Annotated in this window: 21 protein-coding genes; 8 read left to right on the top strand and 13 right to left on the bottom strand. The window is 68.1% G+C overall.

Annotated features, from left to right (window positions below; all coding sequences use genetic code 11):
- Positions 1-9: 9 nt before the first annotated feature.
- The 4 genes from BMW54_RS12205 to glnE all read right to left on the bottom strand — a co-directional run bounded on the left by BMW54_RS12205 (position 10) and on the right by glnE (position 5,765).
- Positions 10-1,305, bottom strand: a complete 1,296-nt coding sequence (locus tag BMW54_RS12205; protein ID WP_090056309.1) for a citrate synthase — start codon at positions 1,303-1,305, stop codon at positions 10-12.
- A gap of 263 nt (positions 1,306-1,568) precedes the next feature.
- Positions 1,569-1,814 carry a type B 50S ribosomal protein L31 gene (locus BMW54_RS12200; RefSeq protein ID WP_090056306.1) on the bottom strand — a complete coding sequence of 82 codons (246 nt, stop codon included), beginning with the start codon at positions 1,812-1,814 and terminating at the stop codon, positions 1,569-1,571.
- Positions 1,815-1,898: 84 nt separating this feature from the next.
- Positions 1,899-2,828, bottom strand: a complete 930-nt coding sequence (locus tag BMW54_RS12195; RefSeq protein ID WP_090056304.1) for a nucleoside hydrolase — start codon at positions 2,826-2,828, stop codon at positions 1,899-1,901.
- 48 nt (positions 2,829-2,876) lie between these two features.
- Positions 2,877-5,765: a bifunctional [glutamate--ammonia ligase]-adenylyl-L-tyrosine phosphorylase/[glutamate--ammonia-ligase] adenylyltransferase gene (gene glnE, locus BMW54_RS12190; RefSeq protein WP_090056302.1), complete on the bottom strand. Its 2,889-nt coding sequence runs from the start codon at positions 5,763-5,765 to the stop codon at positions 2,877-2,879.
- 175 nt (positions 5,766-5,940) lie between these two features.
- Here glnE and BMW54_RS12185 point away from each other — a divergent pair, with 175 nt between their 5' ends.
- Entirely contained in the window at positions 5,941-7,833 is a 1,893-nt protein-coding gene (locus BMW54_RS12185; protein ID WP_254779311.1) for an LTA synthase family protein, read from the top strand.
- A gap of 82 nt (positions 7,834-7,915) precedes the next feature.
- Here the strand turns inward: BMW54_RS12185 and groL are convergent, their stop codons facing one another.
- Positions 7,916-9,559 carry a chaperonin GroEL gene (gene groL / locus BMW54_RS12180; protein ID WP_090056300.1) on the bottom strand — a complete coding sequence of 548 codons (1,644 nt, stop codon included), beginning with the start codon at positions 9,557-9,559 and terminating at the stop codon, positions 7,916-7,918.
- Positions 9,560-9,642: 83 nt separating this feature from the next.
- Positions 9,643-9,936, bottom strand: a complete 294-nt coding sequence (locus tag BMW54_RS12175) for a co-chaperone GroES (RefSeq protein ID WP_090056297.1) — start codon at positions 9,934-9,936, stop codon at positions 9,643-9,645.
- A 198-nt stretch (positions 9,937-10,134) separates the two neighbouring features.
- Between BMW54_RS12175 and cutA the strand changes: the two genes are divergently transcribed.
- The 7 genes from cutA (at position 10,135) to accC (ending at position 16,449) form a co-directional block, all read left to right on the top strand.
- Positions 10,135-10,458, top strand: a complete 324-nt coding sequence (gene cutA / locus BMW54_RS12170; RefSeq protein ID WP_090057070.1) for a divalent-cation tolerance protein CutA — start codon at positions 10,135-10,137, stop codon at positions 10,456-10,458.
- Between the two features lie 70 nt (positions 10,459-10,528).
- The gene (locus tag BMW54_RS12165) at positions 10,529-12,757 is read left to right on the top strand and encodes a protein-disulfide reductase DsbD family protein (protein WP_090056295.1); all 2,229 of its coding nucleotides are present in this window, start codon (positions 10,529-10,531) and stop codon (positions 12,755-12,757) included.
- Complete coding sequence (locus tag BMW54_RS12160; protein ID WP_090056293.1) at positions 12,754-13,287, top strand: TlpA family protein disulfide reductase; 534 nt, start codon at positions 12,754-12,756, stop codon at positions 13,285-13,287. Before BMW54_RS12165 ends, BMW54_RS12160 begins: the two co-directional genes overlap by 4 nt.
- Entirely contained in the window at positions 13,284-13,877 is a 594-nt protein-coding gene (locus BMW54_RS12155) for a DUF1415 domain-containing protein (protein WP_090056291.1), read from the top strand. Before BMW54_RS12160 ends, BMW54_RS12155 begins: the two co-directional genes overlap by 4 nt.
- Positions 13,878-14,106: 229 nt before the next feature.
- Positions 14,107-14,556 (top strand): type II 3-dehydroquinate dehydratase, encoded by a 450-nt coding sequence (gene aroQ / locus BMW54_RS12150; protein WP_090056289.1) that lies wholly within the window; start codon positions 14,107-14,109, stop codon positions 14,554-14,556.
- Positions 14,557-14,612: 56 nt separating this feature from the next.
- Entirely contained in the window at positions 14,613-15,074 is a 462-nt protein-coding gene (accB, locus tag BMW54_RS12145; RefSeq protein WP_090056287.1) for an acetyl-CoA carboxylase biotin carboxyl carrier protein, read from the top strand.
- A gap of 10 nt (positions 15,075-15,084) precedes the next feature.
- Entirely contained in the window at positions 15,085-16,449 is a 1,365-nt protein-coding gene (gene accC, locus BMW54_RS12140) for an acetyl-CoA carboxylase biotin carboxylase subunit (RefSeq protein WP_090056284.1), read from the top strand.
- A 63-nt stretch (positions 16,450-16,512) separates the two neighbouring features.
- On the opposite strand, the gene BMW54_RS12135 is transcribed toward accC, so the two are convergent.
- From BMW54_RS12135 to BMW54_RS12105, 7 genes are all read right to left on the bottom strand, one after another.
- Positions 16,513-16,809, bottom strand: coding sequence for an STAS domain-containing protein (locus BMW54_RS12135; RefSeq protein WP_090056281.1), 297 nt, complete (start codon positions 16,807-16,809; stop codon positions 16,513-16,515).
- Positions 16,806-17,480 carry an MlaC/ttg2D family ABC transporter substrate-binding protein gene (locus BMW54_RS12130; protein WP_090056280.1) on the bottom strand — a complete coding sequence of 225 codons (675 nt, stop codon included), beginning with the start codon at positions 17,478-17,480 and terminating at the stop codon, positions 16,806-16,808. Before BMW54_RS12130 ends, BMW54_RS12135 begins: the two co-directional genes overlap by 4 nt.
- Positions 17,481-17,502: 22 nt before the next feature.
- A complete protein-coding gene (mlaD, locus tag BMW54_RS12125) occupies positions 17,503-18,375 on the bottom strand; it encodes an outer membrane lipid asymmetry maintenance protein MlaD (RefSeq protein ID WP_090056278.1) in 873 nt (290 codons plus the stop codon).
- A gap of 58 nt (positions 18,376-18,433) precedes the next feature.
- Positions 18,434-19,201, bottom strand: a complete 768-nt coding sequence (gene mlaE / locus BMW54_RS12120) for a lipid asymmetry maintenance ABC transporter permease subunit MlaE (RefSeq protein WP_090056276.1) — start codon at positions 19,199-19,201, stop codon at positions 18,434-18,436.
- Positions 19,198-20,010, bottom strand: a complete 813-nt coding sequence (locus tag BMW54_RS12115) for an ABC transporter ATP-binding protein (protein WP_090056274.1) — start codon at positions 20,008-20,010, stop codon at positions 19,198-19,200. The genes mlaE and BMW54_RS12115 overlap by 4 nt, the downstream gene beginning before the upstream one ends.
- Positions 20,007-20,624 carry a guanylate kinase gene (gmk, locus tag BMW54_RS12110; protein WP_090056273.1) on the bottom strand — a complete coding sequence of 206 codons (618 nt, stop codon included), beginning with the start codon at positions 20,622-20,624 and terminating at the stop codon, positions 20,007-20,009. Before gmk ends, BMW54_RS12115 begins: the two co-directional genes overlap by 4 nt.
- A 144-nt stretch (positions 20,625-20,768) precedes the next feature.
- Entirely contained in the window at positions 20,769-21,737 is a 969-nt protein-coding gene (locus BMW54_RS12105) for an AraC family transcriptional regulator (RefSeq protein ID WP_217642656.1), read from the bottom strand.
- Positions 21,738-21,776 lie beyond the last annotated feature (39 nt).

Genomic DNA, 21,776 nt, shown 5'->3' with positions numbered 1-21,776 from the left:
TTTTCTTTCTTAGCGCTTGTCGTTCGGGACGTAGTCGCGAACGTCGGCGCCGGTGTAGATCTGGCGCGGACGGCCGATGCGCGATCCCGGGGTTTCATGCTGCTCGATCCAGTGCGAGATCCAGCCCGACGTGCGCGCGATGGCGAACATGACGGTGAACATCTCGGTCGGGATGCCCAGGGCCTTGTAGATGATGCCCGAGTAGAAGTCGACGTTCGGGTAGAGCTTGCGCTCCACGAAGTAGTCGTCCTTCAGCGCGGCCTCTTCCAGCTTCATCGCGACGTCGAGCAGCGGATCGTTGACGCCGAGCTCGTTGAGCACCTTGTGGCACATCTCGCGGATGATCTTGGCGCGCGGATCGAAGTTCTTGTACACGCGATGGCCGAAGCCCATCAGGCGGAACGGATCGTTCTTGTCCTTGGCGCGCTTGACCGCCGTCTCGACCTTGTCGGCCGTGCCGATTTCCTCGAGCTGGAGCAGCACGGCTTCGTTCGCGCCGCCGTGGGCCGGACCCCAGAGCGCGGTGATGCCGGCGGCGACCGAGGCGTACGGGTTGGCGCCCGTCGAGCCGACGAGGCGGACCGTGGAGGTCGACGCGTTCTGCTCGTGGTCGGCGTGCAGGATGAACAGCAGGTCGAGCGCCTTGGCGACCACCGGGTTCAGCTCGAGCGGCTCGCTCGGCACTTCGAACATCGTGTGCAGGAAGCGCGTGACGTACTCGAGGTTGTTGCGCGGATAGCGGGTCGGCCAGCCGATCGAATGGCGGTAGATGGCCGCGGAGATCGTCGGCATCTTCGCGATCAGGCGAATGGCGGCGAGCTTGCGGTCTTCCGCGTTATCGACGTCGAGGTCGTCATGGTAGAAGGCCGACAGCGACGCGATCGACGCGGCCAGCATGGCCATCGGATGCGCGTTGTGGTGGAAGCCCTTGAGGAAGTCCTTGAGGTTCTCGTGCATCATCGAGTGATGCGTGATCTCGCTCTCGAACTTCGCGAACTCGGCCTTCGACGGCAGTTCGCCGTTGAGGAGCAGGTAGGAGGTTTCGAGGAAGGTGGACTTCTCGGCCAGCTGCTCGATCGGGTAGCCGCGGTACAGGAGGACGCCCTTGTCGCCGTCGATGTACGTGATCGCGCTCTTGGTGCTGGCGGTGCTGCCGTAGCCCGGATCGTAGGTGAAGTAACCGGTGTCCTTGTACAGCGTGCCGATGTCGACGCACTCGGCGCCGAGCGTGCCGCCGATGACCGGCAGTTCGCTCACGGGCTTGTTGGATTCATCGACCAATTTGACGGTTTTGGCGTCGGACACGGCGAGCTCCTCTTGTTCTGTTGCCGCCGCCCGCGGGCGGGATCGGCGTACCGATGGTGGAAAACGACACCGTGGGGGAGGCGCCGTACCGGTCACGACGTGCGACCGAAGTTCCCCATTATCGCACACAGCCCATTCAAACGTCCGTTAGACAAACGTGCAGATCGCGGACGCAAAAAGACACGGGGCAAGCCGTGGGCCTGCCCCGTGTCTTCGATCCTCGCGAAACGCCACCCCGCGAGCGGCGCGCGGAATTCGCGGTATTACTTCTTGCCGTAGCGCTGACGGAACTTGTCGACGCGGCCGCCGACGTCCAGCGTCTTCTGCTTGCCGGTGTAGAACGGGTGCGAGTGGCTGGTGATATCGAGCTTGATCACCGGGTACTCGTTGCCGTCTTCCCACTTGACGGTCTCCTTGCTGGACATCGTCGAGCGCGTCAGGAACGCGAAATCCGACGACAGGTCCTGGAAGACGACCGGCTGGTAATTCGGGTGGATGTTCTCTTTCATGGCTTGAACCTGAGAAATAGCGGGGTGAAAAGAGCGGCATTGTAACCAGCGCCCGGCCGGGGCGCAACCTGCCCCGAGGCGTACTCAGGCCCCCAGGGCGCCCGCGATCAGCTCGCCGAAGCGGGCCTGGTCGACCTCGAGCACGACGCGGGCGTTCGGCCGGCCGCCCAGGCGCCGCTGCCAGTCGACGACCGTCGCGCCGCGGGTCAGGCGGCCGTCCAGTTCGATCGCCACGTGGCGGGTCTCGGCGCGCAGGATCATCCCGGGGTCGATCGCCACGGCCATGGCCAGGGCGTCGGCGGCGATGAAACCGGTGCGCTCGTGCTCGGCGTTGAAGCGGCGGGCGGTGCCGAAGATCTTCTCGAAGAACGTCGCCCTGGCGTCGCCCGAGGCCACCCAGCCTTCGTAGACGTCGTCCGGGAACGCATGGCGCACCGTCGCCTCCCAGTCCACGAGGTCGAACATCGGGAACGCCTCGAAGACGACGTGCGCGGCCTCGGGGTCGAAGCCGATGTTGAACTCGGCGGGGATCTTGCCGGTGTTGCCGTGGCCCGTGACCGCGCCACCCATGATGACGAGGCGCTTGACGCGCTCCGGCAGCGACGGGTCGAGGCGCACGGCCAGCGCGAGGTTCGTCAGCGGGCCGAGCGCCACGAGCGTGAGCTCGCCCGGACGCTCGCGGGTCAGCCGCAGGAGCGCCAGCGCGGCGTGTTCGGCCTGCGCCGGATGGGCCGGCTCGTCGAAGCCGACATCGCCGAACCCGTCGGCACCGTGGACGAAGGCGGCATCCTCGTCCGGATCGCGCACCAGCGGCGACGGGCAGCCCGGGAACACCGGGGTGGTGGCGCCGATGAGCTCCACCAGCGTCCGCGCGTTGCGCACCGTATGCCCGAGACCCACGTTGCCGGCGGCGACGGTCAGGGCGGACACGTCCGCATGCTCGTGCGCCATGAGGATGGCGAGGGCGTCGTCCACGCCGGGGTCGGTGTCGATCAGCAACGGGGTACGGGTCATCGGTATCGCATCCATGAGCGGCCGCACAGCATAGCGCTGCGCGGACGCTCAGGCACCTTGCGCCGCGGTCTCGTCGCGTCGGTCGAAATCGAAGCCCAGCGCGGCCGTCACCTGGCGCACCGACGCGCACAGCGCTTCCAGTTCCGGCGTGCGCGCCGCGATGCGCGAGCGCAGGTCGAGCGTGCAGGTCAGCCCCATCTGCAACAGATCGGCGTGGGCCACGTGCAACGTATCGGCCTGCGCCTCCGTCAGAAGTCCCACGTCGCGCAGCACGTCGATCAGGGCGCTGCTCGCGGGCGTGTCGAGGATCGACGGATGCGTGGCCGCGTGCGCGAGCACCATGCCCTGCAGCACGAACTCGATGTCGATCAGCGCCCCGGGCCCCTGCTTGAGGTCGATGCGCGCCGCGTCCGATCGATCGCGCTCCGCGCGCCAGCGGGCACGCATGGTGCCCACCTCGTCGTACACCCGCGCGGCGTCGCGCGGCGCCCCCAGGATGTCGCGCCGGATGGCCATGAGCGTGTCGCCCAGCTTCGGGTCGCCGGCCACGGGGCGCGCGCGCAGCAACGCCTGGTGCTCCCACGTCCAGGCGCGGTCGCGCTGATAGGCCTCGAACGCGTCGACGCTCGCGACCAGCAGGCCTTTGGATCCGTCGGGCCGCAGCCGCGTGTCGACGTCGTAGAGCTTGCCGGCATGCGTCTGCACGCTGAGCCAGTGCATGACGCGCTGGGCCAGCCGCTGGTACCAGCGCGTGCCGTCGACCGACCGCGGGCCATCGCTCATCGCGTTGGCGCGCCGACCGTCGTAGACGAACACGAGATCGAGGTCCGAGGCGAAGCCCAGCTCCTCGCCACCCAGACTGCCGTAGCCGAGCACCGCGAAGCCGCTGCCCTCGCCCGGCAGGCGTCCGTGCTGGGCGGTGAGCTCGCGCGTGGCGAGCGCCAGGATCGCCGCGACCACGGCTTCCGCGAGGCCGCCCAGGCGCCGCGCGGTGGCCGTCGCGTCGGCCCGGCCGTCGTTGAACGCGAGGCCGAGCCGGAACGCGATGCTCGAGCGGAATTCGTTGATGCGCTCGAGCTCGCGCTCGGCGTCGCGCTCGTCCAGAGCGCCGAGCGTGCGGGCGATCTCCGCGGCGATGTCCGCGCGCTTCAGCGGCAGCTTGTCGATGCGCGGGTCGAGCACGTCGTCGAGCAGCAGGGGCTGCGCGATGACGCGTTCCGCGAGGAACGCGCTGTCCGCGAACACGCTCGCCACGCGGCGCCGCGCGTTGGGCTGTTCGTCGAGCAGCGCCAGGTACGACGAGCGGCGCGCCACCGCCTGCACGAGGCGCAGCATGCGCAGCAGGCTCGCCGTGGGCGACACGCTGCCGCGCGCGGCGTCGATCAGCTGCGGCATCAGACGTTCGAGGCGTTCGGCCGAGCGCGCCGACATCGACCGCACGGCGGCGGCCTGCGGCAGCCTGACCATCTCGGCGGCGACGTCGGCACCCGGCACGAAGCCCGACGCCTCCATCGCGGCGGCGGTCAGGGATTCGTCGCGCGCGGCCGCCCACAAGGCGATGTCGGCGACCGGCGCCGTGGCGGTGCCGCCGGCCTCCGGCACGAGGACCGCGGCGAATTCCGCGGACACCGCGCTGCGATGGCGCGCCAGTTCCACCGCCAGCTCGTCCCAGCTCGCGTAACCGAGTCCAAGCGCCAGCCGCTCGCGCGACAGCGCGTCGTCGGGGATGTCGTGCGTCTGCGCGTCGCGCAGCATCTGCACGCGGTTCTCGAGGCGCCGGAGGAAGACATAGGCCGCGCGCAGCAGCTTCGCTCGGGCGGCGGGAATGTAGCCGCGTGCCTCGCAGGCCTTGAGGGCCGGGAGCAGGCCGCGCACGCGGAGCGACGGATCGCGCCCGCCGCGGATCATCTGTATGAGCTGCACCACGAATTCGATCTCGCGGATGCCGCCCGGGCCGAGTTTGAGATTTCCCGCAAGGTCCTTGCGTGCGACTTCGGCGTCGATCAACGCCTTCATCTCGCGCAGTCCCGCGAACGCGGTGTAATCGAGGTAGCGCCGGTAGACGAACGGCCGCAGCATGTCCTGCAGCTCGCGCCCCGTCAGCCGATCGCCCGCGACGGGACGCGCCTTGATCCACGCGTAGCGTTCCCAGTCGCGACCCTCGCGCTGGTAGTACTGCTCCATCGCGCTGAACGGCAGCGCGAGGCGCCCCGCCTGACCGAACGGGCGCAGCCGCAGATCGACCCGCGCGCAGATGCCGTCCACGGTGGGCTCCGCGAGCAGGCGCACCAGCTGTCGCGCTTCGCGGACGAAGTACTCCGCGTTGTCGAGCGGCCGCGCGCCGTCCGTCTCGCCGCCGTGCGCATAGGCGAGGACGAGATCGATGTCGGACGAGAAATTCAGCTCGTTGCCGCCGAGCTTGCCGAAACCCAGCACGACCATCCGCTGCGCCACGCCCGCGCCGTCGCGCGGCTGTCCGTAACGTGCGTGCAGCGCGCTCTCCGACCAGCGCAGCGCCGCCTCGAGGAGCGTCTCGTAGAGCACGCTGGTCGACGACAGGGTTTCGTCGATGTCGTCCAGCCCGTTGACGTCGCGGAACACGATGCGCAGGGCCTCGGCGTGCCGGAACCGGCGCAGCGTCGCCATGCAGAGGTCTTCATCCGCCGACAGGTCGAGCGTGGCGCCGCGCGTGCCCGCATCCGCGCTCGCCCGCAGCCGCTCGAGCCCGGCGGGACCCAGAAGTTCCGGTTGTCGACGCAGCACGTCGAACGCGAAGTCGGAGGCGAGCAAGGTGCGTCGCACCCGCTCGGCGACGCCGGCATCGTCGTGCAATGGGATACGCGCGGCGCGGCACGCGGCCATCACATCCGCGTAACGGGTGTCGATCAGTGCGCGTAGTTCTGTGCTCTCGCGCTGAGCAGGCGTCGTGGCATTCATCAGGCGGTCATTGTGCACTACCCGCGACGGACGGCGCTGCGACGCCTTGCGCGAGCTTTCCGACGCGTGGGGGCGCGATTCTTCGCCGCTTAGTCATATGACAGTCTGACAACCGATTCATGTCCGCTGCGTTACAGTCCACGTCCCTTGCGACAGGGGCCGAGCAGAGGACGTTATGACTTTCGATTCATCGCGTTGGCGCGACGTGACGACCCGGGCGGCGCTGATCGCCTGCCTTGCCGTGGCGTTCGTCCTCTACACCGGCTTCCTCGACGGTAACCCTGGCGTTTCCAGCATGGCGTGGGCGGAACGCCCGTGGCACCTGTTCGCCAACGCGCTCCCGGGACTTCTTCTCGCCTCGCTGCTCCTCGTGCTGACACGCCGCGCATGGCTGTCCTTCGGCGTGGCGTTCATGCTGCAGGGCGCGGTGCTCGCGGTGAGCGCGATCAAGATGAAGAATCTCGGTTCGCCGCTGTTGCCTGCCGATTTCCGGATGATCGAGCAGCTGAAGAACGGCGGGCTGCACCTCCTCGGTGGCTACCTCCCATCCGATCCCCTGCCCTACCTCGCGATCCTCGCCACCATCGCGCTGATCGTCGCGCTCGCGCGCTACGAGCCGCCCCTGTTCGCCCGCCGCACGCACGGCCGCCGCCTCGTGACGGGCCTCGCCGTCGCGGGCCTCTTCGGCACCCTGCTCGCGGGCGTGCCGGCGTGGACGGCGATGTACGGAAAGGACCGCCTGGGCATGCAGCCCTGGTCCGCGGCGAGCAACGCCGACCTCAATGGCGTCGTCACCAACATCATGCAGTTCCGGCTCATGGGCGCCGGCAAGGCCCGCAAACCCGACGCCGCCGAAGCGACGCGGTTCATCGCCGACGCCGACGGCGACCTGCGCGCGCACATGGCGTCCGCCGCCACGAACGCGCGACAGACTCCCGACATCGTCGTGGTGCAGAGCGAATCGTTCTTCGATCCGGCGATCGTCAAGGGTCTCGACGACCAGGTGTTCGCTCCGAATCTGCATCGTCTCGCCGCGCAGGGCAGTGCCGGCAGGCTGCACGTTCCGACATATGGCGGCGGCACCATCCGCACCGAGTTCGAGGTGCTCACCGGACTCTCGCTCCGTTACTTCCCGACGATGCAGTTCCCGTATCTGCAGATGCACGCGGGCGTCGTGCCGGGCATGGTTCGCACGCTGCGCTCGCACGGTTACGAAACGATCGCCGTGCACGGCAACGACGCCGCGTTCTGGAACCGCACGACCGCCTTCCGGACGCTGGGCTTCGACCGCTTCGTTTCCCAGCCCGACTTCCCGAAGGGCTTCCGCCGGGACGGCGAATACATGGCGGACAGCGCGATGACCGACGAGATCATGGCGCAGCTGAAGGATTCGGGCCCGCCGCGGCTCGTGTTCGCGATCAGCATGGAAGCGCATGGCCCTTACGACAAATCGATCAACATCGACGAAAAGGAGCGCGACGCGATCGACGTACCCGACAGGCTCAGCGCCAGCGCGAAGCTCCAGGTCCGCAATTACATCTACCACATGCGCCATGCCGACGCGGAACTGGGCCGTCTCGCGGAGCTGCTGAAGCAACGTGAGCGGCCGACGCTGCTGCTGTTCTACGGCGATCACCTTCCCGCGCTCACCGAGGCGTTCGATACGCTGGGCTTCGTCGACGGCGGCGACATGCTGACCCAGACGGTGCCCTACCTCCTGATCGATGCGCATGCCGACGGTCCGGCGCCGACGCACGGCGATCTCGCCTCGTGGATGCTGCCGGGCCGACTGCTCGAGCAGGCCGGCGTGCACGACGACGCCTATTTCGCCCTGACGCAGGTGATGGCGCCCCGGCTGGCCACGCTGACCAACTCCCTGGGCGAGCAGCCGGCCATCGAAGACCCGATGCTGAAGTACGCGGATATCTCGATGGGGAACATCGCGATGCTGCGCATGAAGCGGAAGCTGGATCCGCTCGTGGCGCAGTACATGACGGTCGGCGCGAGCACCGTCGCGCATCAGCCCGGCGACGAGGAAGCGCAGGCCGCCGCGGGCGCCGAGAACTGATCGACGTTGTCGCCCGTGCAAAAAAAGGGCCTCGCTTGCGCGAGGCCCTTTTCGTTGAAGCGACTGCGTCGGGAAGCGGGACTTAGAAGTCCATGCCGCCCATGCCACCCATGCCGCCCGGGGCGCCATGGCCGTGGCCTTCGTCCTTCTTCGGCAGCTCGCTCACGGCCGCTTCGGTCGTGATGATCGAACCGGCCACCGAGGCGGCGAACTGCAGGGCCGAACGCGTGACCTTGGTCGGGTCCAGGATGCCGAACTCGATCATGTCGCCGAACTCGCCATTGGCGGCGTTGTAACCGAAGTTACCCGAGCCGTCCTTGACCTTGTTGACGATGACCGAAGCTTCGTCGCCGGCGTTCGTGACGATGGCGCGCAGCGGAGCTTCCAGCGTGCGACGGGTGATCGCGATGCCGAGGTCCTGGTCCGTGTTCTTGCCCTTGAGGCCTTCCAGAGCCTTGAGCGCACGGATCAGGGCGACGCCGCCGCCCGGGACCACGCCTTCCTCGACGGCCGCACGCGTGGCGTGCAGGGCGTCTTCGACGCGGGCCTTCTTTTCCTTCATCTCGACTTCCGTCGCGGCACCGACCTTGATCACGGCCACGCCACCGGCGAGCTTGGCGACGCGCTCCTGCAGCTTCTCGCGGTCGTAGTCGGACGAGGTCTCTTCGATCTGCGCCTTGATCTGACCGATGCGCGACTGGATGCGCTCGGCTTCGCCGGCACCGTCGATGATCGTGGTGTTTTCCTTGGTGATCACGACGCGCTTGGCGCGGCCCAGATCGTTGATCGTGGCCTTGTCGAGCTGCAGGCCCACTTCCTCGGAGATGACGACGCCGTTGGTGAGGATGGCGATGTCTTCCAGGATGGCCTTGCGACGATCGCCGAAGCCCGGCGCCTTGACGGCGGCGACCTTGACGATGCCACGGATCGTGTTGACGACGAGGGTGGCCAGGGCTTCGCCTTCGACTTCCTCGGCGACGATCAGCAGCGGCTTGGCGGCCTTGGCGACGGCCTCGAGCACCGGCAGGAGCTCGCGGACGTTCGAGATCTTCTTGTCGTGGATGAGGATGAACGGGTCGTCCAGCTCGACCTGCTGCGACTGCTGGTTGTTGATGAAGTACGGCGAGAGGTAGCCGCGGTCGAACTGCATGCCTTCGACGACGTCGAGTTCGTTCTCGAGGCCCGAGCCTTCCTCGACCGTGATCACGCCTTCCTTGCCGACCTTGCCCATCGCGGTCGCGATGATGTCGCCGATGTTCGAATCGGAGTTGGCGGAGATCGTACCGACCTGCGCGATGGCCTTGTCGTCGGCCGTCGGCTTGGACAGGCTCTTCAGCTCGGCGACGGCGGCCGTGACGGCCTGGTCGATACCGCGCTTGAGGTCCATCGGGTTGATGCCGGCGGCGACGGCCTTGAGACCTTCCTGGATGAACGCCTGGGCGAGGACGGTGGCCGTCGTGGTGCCGTCACCGGCCACGTCGGAGGTCTTCGAGGCGGCTTCCTTCACGATCTGGGCGCCGATGTTCTCGTACTTGTCGGCGAGTTCGATTTCCTTCGCGACCGAGACGCCGTCCTTGGTGACGGTCGGGGCGCCGAAGCTCTTCTCGAGCACGACGTTGCGGCCCTTCGGGCCGAGGGTGACCTTGACGGCATTGGCGAGGGTGTTGACACCCTTCAGCATGCGAGCGCGGACGTCTTCGCCGAAGCGGACTTCTTTAGCAGCCATAAAAATTCTTGCCTCGAAAATTCTTGAATAAGGATGAAAGGGCTATGGAGTCTTGCGACTCGCCATCCGAAGACGCTGAAGAATCAGCCTTCGAGAATCGCCACGATGTCGTCTTCCTTCAGGAAGACCAGCTCTTCGCCGTCGACCTTGATCTCCTGGCCGGCGTACTTGCCGAACAGGACCACGTCGCCTTCCTTCACACCCATCGGGCGCAGCTGGCCGCTGGCGAGCAGCAGACCGGTGCCGGCGGCGATGACCCTGCCGCGGGTCGGCTTCTCGGTCGCGCTGTCGGGGATGACGATGCCACCGGCCGAGACGCGCTCTTCTTCGAGACGCTTGACGATGACGCGATCGTGCAACGGGCGCAGTTTGCTCATGACTTCTCCAAGCATGTGTTTGACGGATAAGGAAATTCGTCCACCCTGTTAGCACTTGGCCAGGGTGAGTGCCAGAATTTTAGCCAGAAGCCGCCCTGGATCGGAAGGGCCTCGGGATGCGCGAGAGATGGCGCCTTGGGCCAACCGTTCAAGGTCCCGGGTTCAAAAAAGGTGCGACAGGTGTCCACAATGCGACGCATGTCCGAACCCGTCGCCATCCTCATCGCCTGCCCGCCCGGCGAACCCGCCGCCACCCTCGCCCGTGGCCTGGTCGAAGCCGGCCTCGCCGCCTGCGTGAACCACCTGCCCGGCGTGCGGTCCACCTACCGCTGGAAGGGCGAGATCGTCACCGAGTCCGAAGACCTGCTGCTGGTGAAGACGCTGCGCGAGGCGTTCCCGGCCGTCGAGGCCTGGGTCGTGGCGAACCATCCGTACGACGTGCCCGAGATCGTCGCGCTGCCGCTCGTGGAGGGCCACGCGCCTTACATGGCCTGGCTCGAAGCCAGCGTCGATGCAAGCTAATCAGGGTAGCGCCGGTCATAATGTCCGACGCCCATCGCGGTTCGTCACCGCACCGATCCACGGAGTCGCCATGACGTCGTTTGCCCGCTTCGCGCGGAACCTGATCGCCGGCCTCGGCCTGCTTGCCGCCCTGCCCGCGTTCGCCCAGGGCGAAGACGACCTGCTCCCCGTCACCCAGGCGTTCCGGCTGACGTCCGACGCGAGTCAGCCCGGCACCGTGAAGCTGCACTGGACGATCGCGCCCGACTATTACCTCTATCGCGGACGTATCAAGATCGTGGCGGCGGAACCCGCGGCCGTGAAGCTCGGCGAGCCGACGCTACCGGACGGCCTGAAGAAACACGACGAGTACCTTGGCGACGTCGAGATCTACCACGGCGACATCGCCGCCACGGTGCCTTACACGCTCGTCGACGCCGGGACGAAGACCCTCGCGCTCGACGTCCAGTACCAGGGCTGCCACGAGGTCGAGCCGAAGATCTGCTATCCGCCGCACACCGAGCACCTGAAGCTCGCGATCGGCGGCCCGTCGACGATTCCCGCCGACACGCCCGTGGCGCCGGCCGCCAGCGCGGCCTCGCTGCTCGGCCCGCCCAAGGCCGTTCCCGGCACCGACGCCGAGCCGCTGCCGGCCGATCAGGCCTTCCGGTTCGAGGCGCTCGTGAAGGATCACGCCAGCCTCCTGCTGCGCTGGACGATGCCGAAGGACTACTACCTCTATCGCGACAAGACGGAGATCAAGGTGACCTCGCCGGCCGGCGTCGCCGCGGGCGAGCCCGACTGGCCGAGCGGCACGGCGCACCACGACGAACACTTCGGCGACACCATCGTCTACTACGACCAGGTGGAACTCCCGGTTCCGCTCACGGGCGCCGGCAACGCGAAGGACGTCGTGCTCGACGTCGCCTACCAGGGCTGCCTGGAGAACGGCGTCTGCTATCCCGTCATGAAGCGCCAGGTGAAGGTCGACCTCGCGGCGGGCACCGCGACGATCGGCGGCGGCAAGGCCGACGATCGGGCGGCCACGCCGGCCGAGGTCGCTCCGACGCCGCCGCCTCCCGGCCTCACGCCGGGCGGCGACGCGCCGGTCGGCATCCTCGCGGCCATCGGCCTCGCGCTGCTGGGCGGTCTCGTCCTCAACCTCATGCCCTGCGTGCTGCCGGTGCTCTCGCTCAAGGCGATCACGGTGCTCGAAAGCGGCGAGAGCCCCGCCGCCGCGCGCCGGCACGCGCTCTGGTACACGGCGGGCGTGCTCGTCGCGTTCGCCGCGCTCGGCCTGGTCATCGTGGGCGTTCGCGCGGCCGGACACGGTCTGCAATGGGGCGCCCAGTTCCAGCAGCCCGTGGCCATCGGCCTGCTCGTCTACGTGATGCTGGCGGTCGGCCTGTCGATGTCCGGGGTGTTCGAGATCGGCGGCTCGCTCGGCAACCTCGGCGGCGGCCTGGCCTCGCGCTCGGGCCCGTCGGGCGACTTCTTCACCGGCGTGCTCGCGGTCGTGGTGGCGAGCCCCTGCACCGCGCCGTTCATGGGCTCCGCGATCGCGTTCGCGTTCGCGGCCTCGTTGCCCGTGGCCTTCCTGATCTTCCTGGCGCTCGGCCTGGGCCTGGCGCTGCCGTTCCTCCTGATGGGCTTCGTCCCCGCCGTCGCCCGCCTGCTCCCACGTCCGGGTCGCTGGATGGAGACTCTCAAGCAGGCGCTCGCCTTCCCGATGTACCTGACGGCCGTCTGGCTGCTCTGGGTGCTGACGAAGCAGCGCGGCGCGGATGCCGCCGCCCTCGTGCTCGGTGGCGGCGTGCTGCTGGCCATGGCCCTGTGGTGGTACGGCCGCAGCCGCGGCGGTCGCCCGCTCGCCTGGGTGTTCACCGGCGTGCTGGCGATCGGCGCCGCCGCCGCGCTGTGGACCGTGCACGGGCTACCTGCGGCCTCGGGCGCGACGGTCACGGCGCAGGACGGCTCCGTGCCGTATTCCCCCGCGAAGCTCGCCGAGCTGCGCGCCGCGGGCACCCCGGTGCTCGTCGACATGACGGCCGACTGGTGTATCACCTGCAAGGCCAACGAGAAGGCGGTGCTCGACACCGACGCCTTCAAGGCGCTGCTGAAGCGCACCGGCACGGTCTACATGAAGGGTGACTGGACCGACGTCAACGCGACCATCGCGGCGTTCCTGGAGCAGTACCACTCGGTCGGCGTGCCGCTGTACGTCGTGTATCCGAAGAACGGTGGCGACGGCCGCAAGCTGTCGACGGTGCTGACCTACGACGGCGTCGAGAAGGCGCTCGAGGCCGCCGCCCATCCATGACGCGGCGACCCACCGCCTGGATCGTCCTGCTCGCCATCGCGGCGGCGGCGACCGGCCTCTACCTCGAGCACCGGCGCGCGCATCCGCCGCCGCCCGCCGGCGTCACGGTCGCGGACGTCGGCGACCTGCCGCCGGACGCGACGTTCGTCAGCGTCGAGGGCAAGCCGCGCCTGCTCTCGGACTGGCGGGGCAAGCGCGTGCTGATCAATTTCTGGGCCACGTGGTGCGCGCCATGCCGTCGCGAAATGCCGCTGCTGAGCGAGAACGCGGGACGCTACCGCGAACGCAACGTGGCGATCCTCGGCGTGGCCGAGGACTCCGCGAACGCGGTGCGTACGTACCTCGCCGAACGTCCGGTCGACTACCCGATCGTGCTGGCGGACAACGACGCGCCCGGCGGCTCGCTCTCCTTCGGCAACATGCGCCGCGTGTTGCCCTATAGCGTCCTGATCGGCGAGGACGGGCGTATCCTGCGGCGCAAGCTCGGCACCTTCAGCCAGGCGGAACTCGACGACTGGCTCGGACGATGAACGACGCACCCACCCAAACGCCCCCACCCTCGCCTGACGAGGCCATCGACGCCACCCGCACCTGGCTGGAACGCGCCGTCATCGGCCTCAACCTCTGCCCGTTCGCCAAGGCCGTGCAGCGCAAGGGACAGGTCCGCTATGTCGTCAGCGAGGCGACGCAGCCGCTGCAGCTGCACGCGGACCTCGTGCGGGAGCTGGAGCTACTGAGGGACACGGATCCGGAAACGACGGACACCACGCTGCTGATCCACCCCTACGTCCTCGGCGATTTCCTCGACTTCAACGAGTTCCTCGAGGTGGCGGACGACACCGTCGCCGACCTCGACCTCGAAGGCGAGATCCAGGTCGCCAGCTTCCACCCCGACTTCCAGTTCGAGGGCACGGCGGCGGACGACATCACCAATTACACGAACCGCTCGCCCTTTCCGACCCTGCATCTCCTGCGCGAAGCCAGCATCGACCGAGCGGTGGCCGCCTTCCCTGACGCCTCGGCCATCTTCGAAACCAACATGGCCACGCTCGACAAGCTGGGGCATGAGGGGTGGAGGCGGCTGTTCGTACACGACAGCGACGACACGAGCGACTTGTAGGAGCGCACCTGGGCGCGATGGGGCTCGCCGCAAGCACCCATCGCGCCCAGGTGCGCTCCTACAAGCGCCATCCCGCCGCATGGCGGCTCCTGCAAGACCATACGGCGGCGTGTGGAAAGTCGCGATCTCCAGCGAACTGCGCCGAACTCCACCGAACTGGACAACGCCGGGCGACAGGCGCACACTTCGCGGCGTTCCGGTGCTCCGGACCCTACGGTACAGGTGAACAGTGGCCAGGATCCTTGTCCTGCACGGACCCAACCTCAATCTGCTCGGCGTGCGCGAGCCCGCGGTCTACGGCAGCGAAACCCTCGCCGACATCAATGCGTCGCTGCTCACCCGCGCCCAGAGGGCGGGACACGATCTCGGCTATTACCAGTCGAACGCCGAAGCCGACCTCATCGGCCGCATCCATCAGGCGCGCGACGAGGGCACCGCCTGGATCCTGATCAACCCGGCCGCCTTCACGCATACGTCGGTGGCCCTGCGCGACGCGCTGGCGGGCGTGGCGATCCCGTTCATCGAGATCCACCTGTCCAACCCGCATGCGCGCGAGCCGTTCCGCCACCACTCGTACCTGTCGGACATCGCGGCCGGCGTGATCTGCGGTTTCGGCGGCGACAGCTACCGGCTGGCGCTCGAAGCCGCGCTGTTGCGCCTGGCCGTTCCGGCCGCCTGATTCCCTTTCGCGGGTGCGCCGCGCGCGCCCGCCCCACCACCAAGAAGGTTTGTCCCATGGACCTGCGCAAGATCAAGAAGCTCATCGACCTGCTCGAGGAATCGAACCTCGCCGAGCTGGAAATCAAGGAAGGCGAAGAGGTGGTCCGCCTTTCCCGCGTGCCGAAGGGCGCCGTCACGGTCGCCGCGCCGCAGGTGATGGCCGCGCCCGCCGCCGCCCCCGTGGCCGCGGCGCCGGTCGCCGCCGCGCCGGCCGCTCCCGCCGCGGACGCCGGCCTCCCGGCCGGCCACGTGGTCAAGGCGCCGATGGTCGGCACGTTCTACGCCGCCTCGACCCCGGGTGCCCCGGCGTTCGCCGCGGTCGGCCAGCAGGTCAAGGCCGGCGAGACGCTGGGCATCATCGAAGCGATGAAGATGTTCAACCAGATCGAGGCCGACGTGTCCGGTACCGTCGTCGCCGTGCTGGTCGAGAACGGCCAGCCGGTGGAATTCGACGAACCGATGTTCGTCATCGCCTGAGGCCCGACCCATGCTTGAGAAGGTCGTCATTGCCAATCGCGGCGAGATCGCGCTGCGGGTGCTGCGCGCGTGCCACGCGCTCGGCATCAAGACGGTCGCGGTGCACTCCACCGTCGATCGCAACCTGAAGCACGTCGGCCTCGCCGACGAATCCGTATGCATCGGTCCGGGTCCGTCGGCCGAGAGCTACCTCAACATTCCGGCGATCATCGCCGCGGCGGAAATCACCGACGCGGGCGCGATCCATCCGGGGTACGGCTTCCTCTCGGAGAACGCGAACTTCGCCGAGCAGGTCGAGAAATCCGGCTTCGTGTTCATCGGCCCCACCGCCGACGTCATCCGCCTGATGGGCGACAAGGTCGAGGCCATCCGCGCGATGAAGGCGGCCGGCGTGCCCTGCGTGCCGGGTTCCGGCGGTCCGCTCGGCGACGACGTCGACGAGAACATCCGCATCGCCCGCGAGATCGGCTATCCGGTCATCATCAAGGCGGCCGGCGGCGGCGGCGGTCGCGGCATGCGCGTCGTGCGCACCGAGGCCCACCTCGCCAACTCCATCGTCATGACCAAGCAGGAAGCCAAGGCGGCTTTCAGCAACGATCAGGTGTACATGGAGAAGTTCCTGGAGAATCCGCGCCACGTGGAGATCCAGGTGCTGGCCGACGGCCAGGGCAACGCGATCCACCTCGGCGAGCGCGACTGCTCCATGCAGCGCCGCCACCAGAAGGTCGTCGAGGAAGCGCCGGCGCCGGGCATCACGCCGGAACTGCGCGAGCAGATCGGCAAGGTCTGCGTCGACGCCTGCATCCGCATCGGTTACCGCGGCGCGGGCACGTTCGAGTTCCTGTTCGAGAACGGCCGGTTCTACTTCATCGAGATGAACACCCGCATCCAGGTGGAGCATCCGGTGACGGAGCTGGTGACGGGCATCGACCTCGTCCGCGAGCAGCTTCTCATCGCCAGCGGCCAGAAGCTCTCGATCCGCCAGGAAGACATCGTCCTCACCGGTCACGCCATCGAGTGCCGCGTGAACGCCGAGGATCCCGACACCTTCATGCCGAGCCCTGGCACGGTGAAGCGCTTCGAGGCGCCGGGCGGCCCGGGTGTCCGCGTGGACACCCACCTGTACGACGGCTACCGCATCCCGCCGAACTACGATTCGATGATCGGCAAGATCATCGTGCACGGCCCGGATCGCGCCACCGCCATCGCGCGCATGCGCATGGCCCTGGCCGAGACGGTGATCGAAGGCGTGAAGTGCAACATCCCGCTGCAGCAGCGGATCATGGCCGACGTCGGCTTCCAGCAGGGCGGACAGAACATCCACTACCTGGAAAAGCGCATGGCGGAGCAGAAGGAAACGCCACCGGCCGGTTGATGGCGCGCAAAAAAAATCCCGCCTCGGCGGGATTTTTTTTGACTGGAACGGTGGGTCAGCCCGTCAAAGAAACGAATCCACACCCGATACGCGTGCCAGCGCGTGCATGCCGGCGGGGATGTTCTCGACCGTCAGCACCCTGCCCTGCGTCCGGCTGTGCGCCAGCACGGCCAGCACCGTGGCGAGCCCTGCGCTATCGGACGTGGTCAGGCCGCCGAGGTCGAGGCGCGACTGCCGCCCCTGGTCGAGCGCGCCGCGCACGCTCGACAGCGCGTCGGACGCCGTGGCGAACGTCAGGGCACCGGAGACCGCGAGGGTCTCCGGTGCGGGCGTGCTCAGTGCGAACGCGGCGGCGGTCACTGCTTCGCGCCACCGGCCTGCTGGAGCTCGTCGATCGCCGCGGAACCCTTCTGCTCGAGGTCGGCGGTCAGCTTGTCGAGGCCTTCCTTCTTGATCTCGGCATCGACCTGGTTGCGGTAGTTGGTGATGTACGAGATGCCTTCGATGATCACGTCGTAGGCCTTCCAGTCACCGCTCGACGACTGGCGGAACGCGTAATCGACCGACACCGACTTGCCGTCGTCGAGCATGACCTGGGTACGGACGACCGTGCGCTTCTTGTTGAGGTCTCCGCTGAACGGCAGCACCTTCACGCGGCCACGCGTGTAGTTGAGCAGGCCTTCCGCGTAACGGTGCGTGATGGAGTTATAGAACGCCTTCGCGAAGCGCTCGCGCTGCTGGGGCGTCGCCTTCGTCGCGTTCTGGCCCAGCACGAGGATCGACGCGTAGTCGATGTCGAAGTGCGGCAGGAACGTGTCGTCGATGATGGCGATCAGCTTTTCCTTGTCGTTCTTCAGTTCGGCCTGGTGACCTTCGATGGCCTTGGCGAGGTCGTCGGAGATCTGCTGCACGACCTGCTGGGGCGGCTGGCCCTGCGTGGCGGCGGCCGGGGCCGCGGCCTGCGCGAAGACGGGCGCGGCGGCCGCGGTGGTCATGGCCAGGGCGATGGCGAGTGAAATCTGACGCAACATGCGGGTTGTCTCCTGACCGGCCTTACTTCTTGCCGGCGTTATCGGGTTGGGCAGCGCCCTGGGCGCCGGACTTGTTATCGCTCGGCGATCCGTTCACGAGGAACTTGCCGATCAGGTCTTCCAGCTGGAGCGCGGACTGCGTCAGCACGAAGCTGTCGCCCTCCGCCAGGAACTCCGGCGACCCGCCGGGCTGGATCGCAACATACTGGCTGCCGATCAAACCGCTAGTGAACACCGCCGCGGACGAGTCATCGGGTATCTGGGAGTAGCGCTTGTCGATCGCAAGGGTCACCGTGGCCTGGACCGCGCCCGGCTTCACCACGACGGAATCCACGCTGCCGATCGGCACGCCCGCCATCTTCACCGCCGCGCCCGGCTGCAGGCCGCCGATGTTGGTGAAGTCGCCGGTCACGTGATAGGTGCCGCCCAGGCGATCCGGGGCGCTGCCGCCACCGAAGAACTTGCCGAGCATTTCTTCCAGCTGCTGGGCCGGACGGGTCAGGCCGATTTCGCCACCTTCCTTGACCGGCGTCTTCGACTGGCCGAACTGGATGCCGACGTACTGGTCGCCCAGCAGGCCGCTCGTGTAGATGGTGGCCACGGAGTCGTCGGGGATGTCCTTGTGGCCATCGTCGATGGCGAGCGTGACCTTGGCCTCTTCCTTGCCGGGCACCAGGTCGATGGCCTGGACCGAACCGACGCGCACGCCGGCGATCTTCACCGGCGCCCGCACCTTGAGCTGCCCGACGTTGGCGAAGCGCGTGTCCACCGTGTACGTGGAACCGCTGTGCGAATTGGCGACCGACGTGGTCTGCGTGGCGAGGTACGCCAGCGCGGCGAAGCCGAGCACGATGAACAGACCGGTGCCGACGGCATAGGAACGTCTCTGGGTCACGGCACGATCCTCGAATGCTTGGAAAGGGAAGGAGTGGTCATGGCGGGTCTCCGGTACCTCAGATCAGGAACGAGGTGAGGACGAAGTCCAGCGCCAGGATGGCGATGGACGAGGCGACCACCGTGCGCGTCGTCGCATAGGCGACGCCTTCGCTGGTGGGCGGCGTGGTGTAGCCCTGGAACACCGCGATCAGGGAGACCACGATGCCGAAGGCGATGGATTTCAGCAGGACGCCGTCGACGATGTCCTTGTGGACGTCCACCGCGGCGGTCATGTTCGACCAGAACGTGCCGTTGTCGATGCCGAGCCAGGTGACGCCGACCAGGTGGCCACCGAACACGCCCATCGCGCAGAACACGATCGCGAGCAGCGGCAGCGCGACGACACCGGCGAGGAAGCGCGGCGCGGCCACGTACGCGATGGGGTCGACCGCCATCATCTCCATGGCGTCGAGCTGGTCCGTCGCGCGCATCAGGCCGATCTCCGCGGTGACCGACGTGCCGGCGCGCCCGGCGAAGAGCAGCGCGGTCACGACCGGACCGAGTTCGCGGTAGATGGCGATGGCCACGACCGTGCCGGTGGCCGACGTGCCACCGAAGATCGATAGCACGTCGTAAAGCTGCAGCCCCAGCACCATGCCGACGAACAGGCCGCAGGTCATGACGATGGTGAGGCTCATCGCGCCGACGAACCAGATCTGCCGCACCGTCTCGCGACCGTGGCGGAAGCTGCGCGGGATCGCCGCCAGGATCGTCAGCAGGAACAGCCCGCAGGCGCCGATCTGCGCCAGGCTGCGAACGACGACGTTGTCGTTCCCGTTGCTCATGCCTTGCCTCCGGGGAAACCGAGCGCGGTGGCGTAGTCGCCCGCGGGATACTGGAACGGCACCGGGCCGTCGGCCTCGCCACCGAAGAACTGCGCGGTCCACGGCGAGCCGTCGGTCGCCAGCGTGGCCGGCGCGCCCTGCGCCACGACCTTGCCGTTGGCGATGAGGTACACGTGGTCGGCCACCTTCTGCACGGCGGCCAGCTCGTGCGCGACGAGCACGCTGGTGATGCCCAGCGTCTGGTTGAGCGTGCGGATCAGCAGCAGCACCTGGTTCAGCGCGATGGGATCGAGTCCGACGAACGGTTCGTCGTAGAGGATCAGCGCCGGGTCGAAGACGATCGCGCGCGCGAGCGCCACGCGACGCGCCATGCCGCCCGAGAGCTCGGTGGGCATGAGGCGCGCGGCGCCGCGCAGGCCCACGGCCTGCAGCTTGGTGAGCACGATGTTGCGGATCAGCTCTTCCGGCAGGCGCGTGTGCTGGCGCAGCGGGAACGCGACGTTCTCGAAGACGTCGAAGTCGGTGAGCAGCGCCGAATTCTGGAACAGGTATCCGATGCGCTCGCGCAGCTCGAACAGGCGCTCGCGCGACAGCGCCGGGACGTTCTGGCCGTCGAGTTCCACGCTGCCCGCGTCGCCGCGCATCTGCCCCGTGATGTGCTTCAGCAGCGTGGTCTTGCCGGTGCCGCTGGGGCCCATGATGGCCGTGACCTTGCCTCGCGGGATGTCGAGGTCGAGGTTGTCGAAGATCGTCTTGCCGTTGAGGACGGTGGTCAGGCCGCGGATGCGGACGATGGCGTCGTCGGTCATGGTGCGAGGAGCTCCTCGATCAGCGTGGCATGGCGGTGCGCCGACCACGGCGTGCGCTGGCGCACGGCGCGCACGATCGCCTGGAGGTCGCCCAGGGCGTCCTCGAAGCGGTCGTTGACGATGATGTAGTCGAACTCGTGCGCGTGGGCGATCTCCTCGCGCGAGTTGAACAGGCGGCGCTCGATCACGTCCGGCGCGTCCGAGCCGCGGCCACGCAGGCGGCGTTCCAGCTCGACGCGGGACGGCGGCAGGATGAACACGCTGACGCAGTCCGGCTTGCCCTTGCGCACCTGGCGCGCGCCCTGCCAGTCGATTTCCAGCAGGACGTCGGACCCCGTCGCCAGCTTTTCCTCCACGACCGTGCGCGACGTGCCGTAGAGGTTGCCGTGGACTTCGGCGTGCTCGAGGAAGATGCCGTCGGCGATCTCGCGCTCGAAGTCCGGGCGCTCGACGAAGAAGTAATGGCGGCCGTACTGCTCGCCGACACGCGGCGGCCGCGTGGTGTGGGAGATCGACAGGGAAATGGTCGGTTCGCGTTCGAGCAGCGCATTGACCAACGTGGATTTTCCCGCACCGGAAGGCGCGGCCACCACGAACAGGGTGCCTTCGATCATCCGCGGGTATCTCGTTGGGGGTTCATGGCTCGCTCCCGGTGGCACCGGCGCGCCGACGGGTCGGCATCGGCACGCGTCCTGTTTGTGCAAAGGGGGATTGTACCGGGTTTCGTCTATCGGCCGCCTTTCGGTCGCACCCGTCGGCTACGACGCCAGATCGATGGGAAACGGCTCCGCTGCGCCGTCCGGCGCCGCCACGTACCGCCCCGGCGAGACGCCCACGATGCGTTTGAACGCATGGCTGAAGGCGCTTTCGGACGCGTAACCGAGTTCCCTCGCCAGCGTCGCGACGGGCACGCCGCCCCGGCGAAGCGCGTGGACGGCCAGACGCATCCGCCACTGCGCGAGGTAGGTCAGCGGCGCGACCCCAGCGGCCGCGCGGAAACGCGAGGCGAAGACGGTCCGCGACATGGCGGCGGCCCGGGCCAGCTGTTCCAGCCGCCACGGCTGGTCGGGGCGCTCGTGCATCAGCCGGAGCGCGGGTGCGAGCCGGGGATCCGCGGCGAGGCCGAGCCAGCCCGCGCGTATCGGCGCGCCCGAGGCGAGATGGGCCCGCAGCAGGTGGACGAAGAGCAACTGCGCCAGCTGCGTGGAGGCGAGACCGGCGCCCGGGAGATCGCCCGCGCTCTCGTCCACCATCCTGTCGACGATCCAGCGCATCGCCTGCGCTTCCGGGGCGTTTCCGCGCACGTGGACCAGCGGCGGCAAGGCCTCCGCAAGCATCGCCGCATAGGCGCGGTCCACGCGGACGTGCCCTCCGATCATGAGCACGTCGTCGCCCCTGCCGGCGGCCACGATGGGCGTCGCCCGGCCCGAGAACAGGACGTGCGCCTCGACCGGCGCGATCGACACGTCGCTGGCCATGACGAAGGCCTCGGGCGCGACGAGGAGGAGCACGTCACCGGATTCGATCCGCACGGTCTCGCCGCTATCGGCCAGGCGTAGCCAGAGGTCACCGCGGACCGCGGCGAAGAACTTGAGCTTGTCCGGGGCGGGAAAGCGGATCGCCCAGTCGCCGCCGGCGGTGAAACCGCCCGAGACGACCGATTCGACGCTCGCCAGCCGGAGGATGTCCGAGATGGGATCGAAGGCCATTTCCGGACGATCGGGCATGTAAGACGCACTTTCAAGCATTCATCGTTCGACGCGACG

Source organism: Luteibacter sp. 329MFSha, assembly GCF_900111665.1.
In the GTDB taxonomy this organism is placed as follows: Bacteria; Pseudomonadota; Gammaproteobacteria; order Xanthomonadales; family Rhodanobacteraceae; genus Luteibacter.
The sequence above is the reverse complement of the archived record's forward strand: the minus strand, read 5'-3'. Positions and strand labels throughout refer to the sequence as shown.

Coding starts and splice junctions, on each gene's coding strand:
- BMW54_RS12200 (WP_090056306.1), bottom strand. CDS start 1,814: ATGAAAGAGAACATCCACCCGAATTACCAGCCGGTCGTCTTCCAGGAC.
- BMW54_RS12195 (WP_090056304.1), bottom strand. CDS start 2,828: ATGACCCGTACCCCGTTGCTGATCGACACCGACCCCGGCGTGGACGAC.
- glnE (WP_090056302.1), bottom strand. CDS start 5,765: ATGAATGCCACGACGCCTGCTCAGCGCGAGAGCACAGAACTACGCGCA.
- BMW54_RS12185 (WP_254779311.1), top strand. CDS start 5,941: ATGACTTTCGATTCATCGCGTTGGCGCGACGTGACGACCCGGGCGGCG.
- groL (WP_090056300.1), bottom strand. CDS start 9,559: ATGGCTGCTAAAGAAGTCCGCTTCGGCGAAGACGTCCGCGCTCGCATG.
- BMW54_RS12175 (WP_090056297.1), bottom strand. CDS start 9,936: ATGAGCAAACTGCGCCCGTTGCACGATCGCGTCATCGTCAAGCGTCTC.
- cutA (WP_090057070.1), top strand. CDS start 10,135: ATGTCCGAACCCGTCGCCATCCTCATCGCCTGCCCGCCCGGCGAACCC.
- BMW54_RS12165 (WP_090056295.1), top strand. CDS start 10,529: ATGACGTCGTTTGCCCGCTTCGCGCGGAACCTGATCGCCGGCCTCGGC.
- BMW54_RS12160 (WP_090056293.1), top strand. CDS start 12,754: ATGACGCGGCGACCCACCGCCTGGATCGTCCTGCTCGCCATCGCGGCG.
- BMW54_RS12155 (WP_090056291.1), top strand. CDS start 13,284: ATGAACGACGCACCCACCCAAACGCCCCCACCCTCGCCTGACGAGGCC.
- accB (WP_090056287.1), top strand. CDS start 14,613: ATGGACCTGCGCAAGATCAAGAAGCTCATCGACCTGCTCGAGGAATCG.
- accC (WP_090056284.1), top strand. CDS start 15,085: ATGCTTGAGAAGGTCGTCATTGCCAATCGCGGCGAGATCGCGCTGCGG.
- BMW54_RS12130 (WP_090056280.1), bottom strand. CDS start 17,480: ATGTTGCGTCAGATTTCACTCGCCATCGCCCTGGCCATGACCACCGCG.
- mlaE (WP_090056276.1), bottom strand. CDS start 19,201: ATGAGCAACGGGAACGACAACGTCGTCGTTCGCAGCCTGGCGCAGATC.
- BMW54_RS12115 (WP_090056274.1), bottom strand. CDS start 20,010: ATGACCGACGACGCCATCGTCCGCATCCGCGGCCTGACCACCGTCCTC.
- gmk (WP_090056273.1), bottom strand. CDS start 20,624: ATGATCGAAGGCACCCTGTTCGTGGTGGCCGCGCCTTCCGGTGCGGGA.
- BMW54_RS12105 (WP_217642656.1), bottom strand. CDS start 21,737: ATGCCCGATCGTCCGGAAATGGCCTTCGATCCCATCTCGGACATCCTC.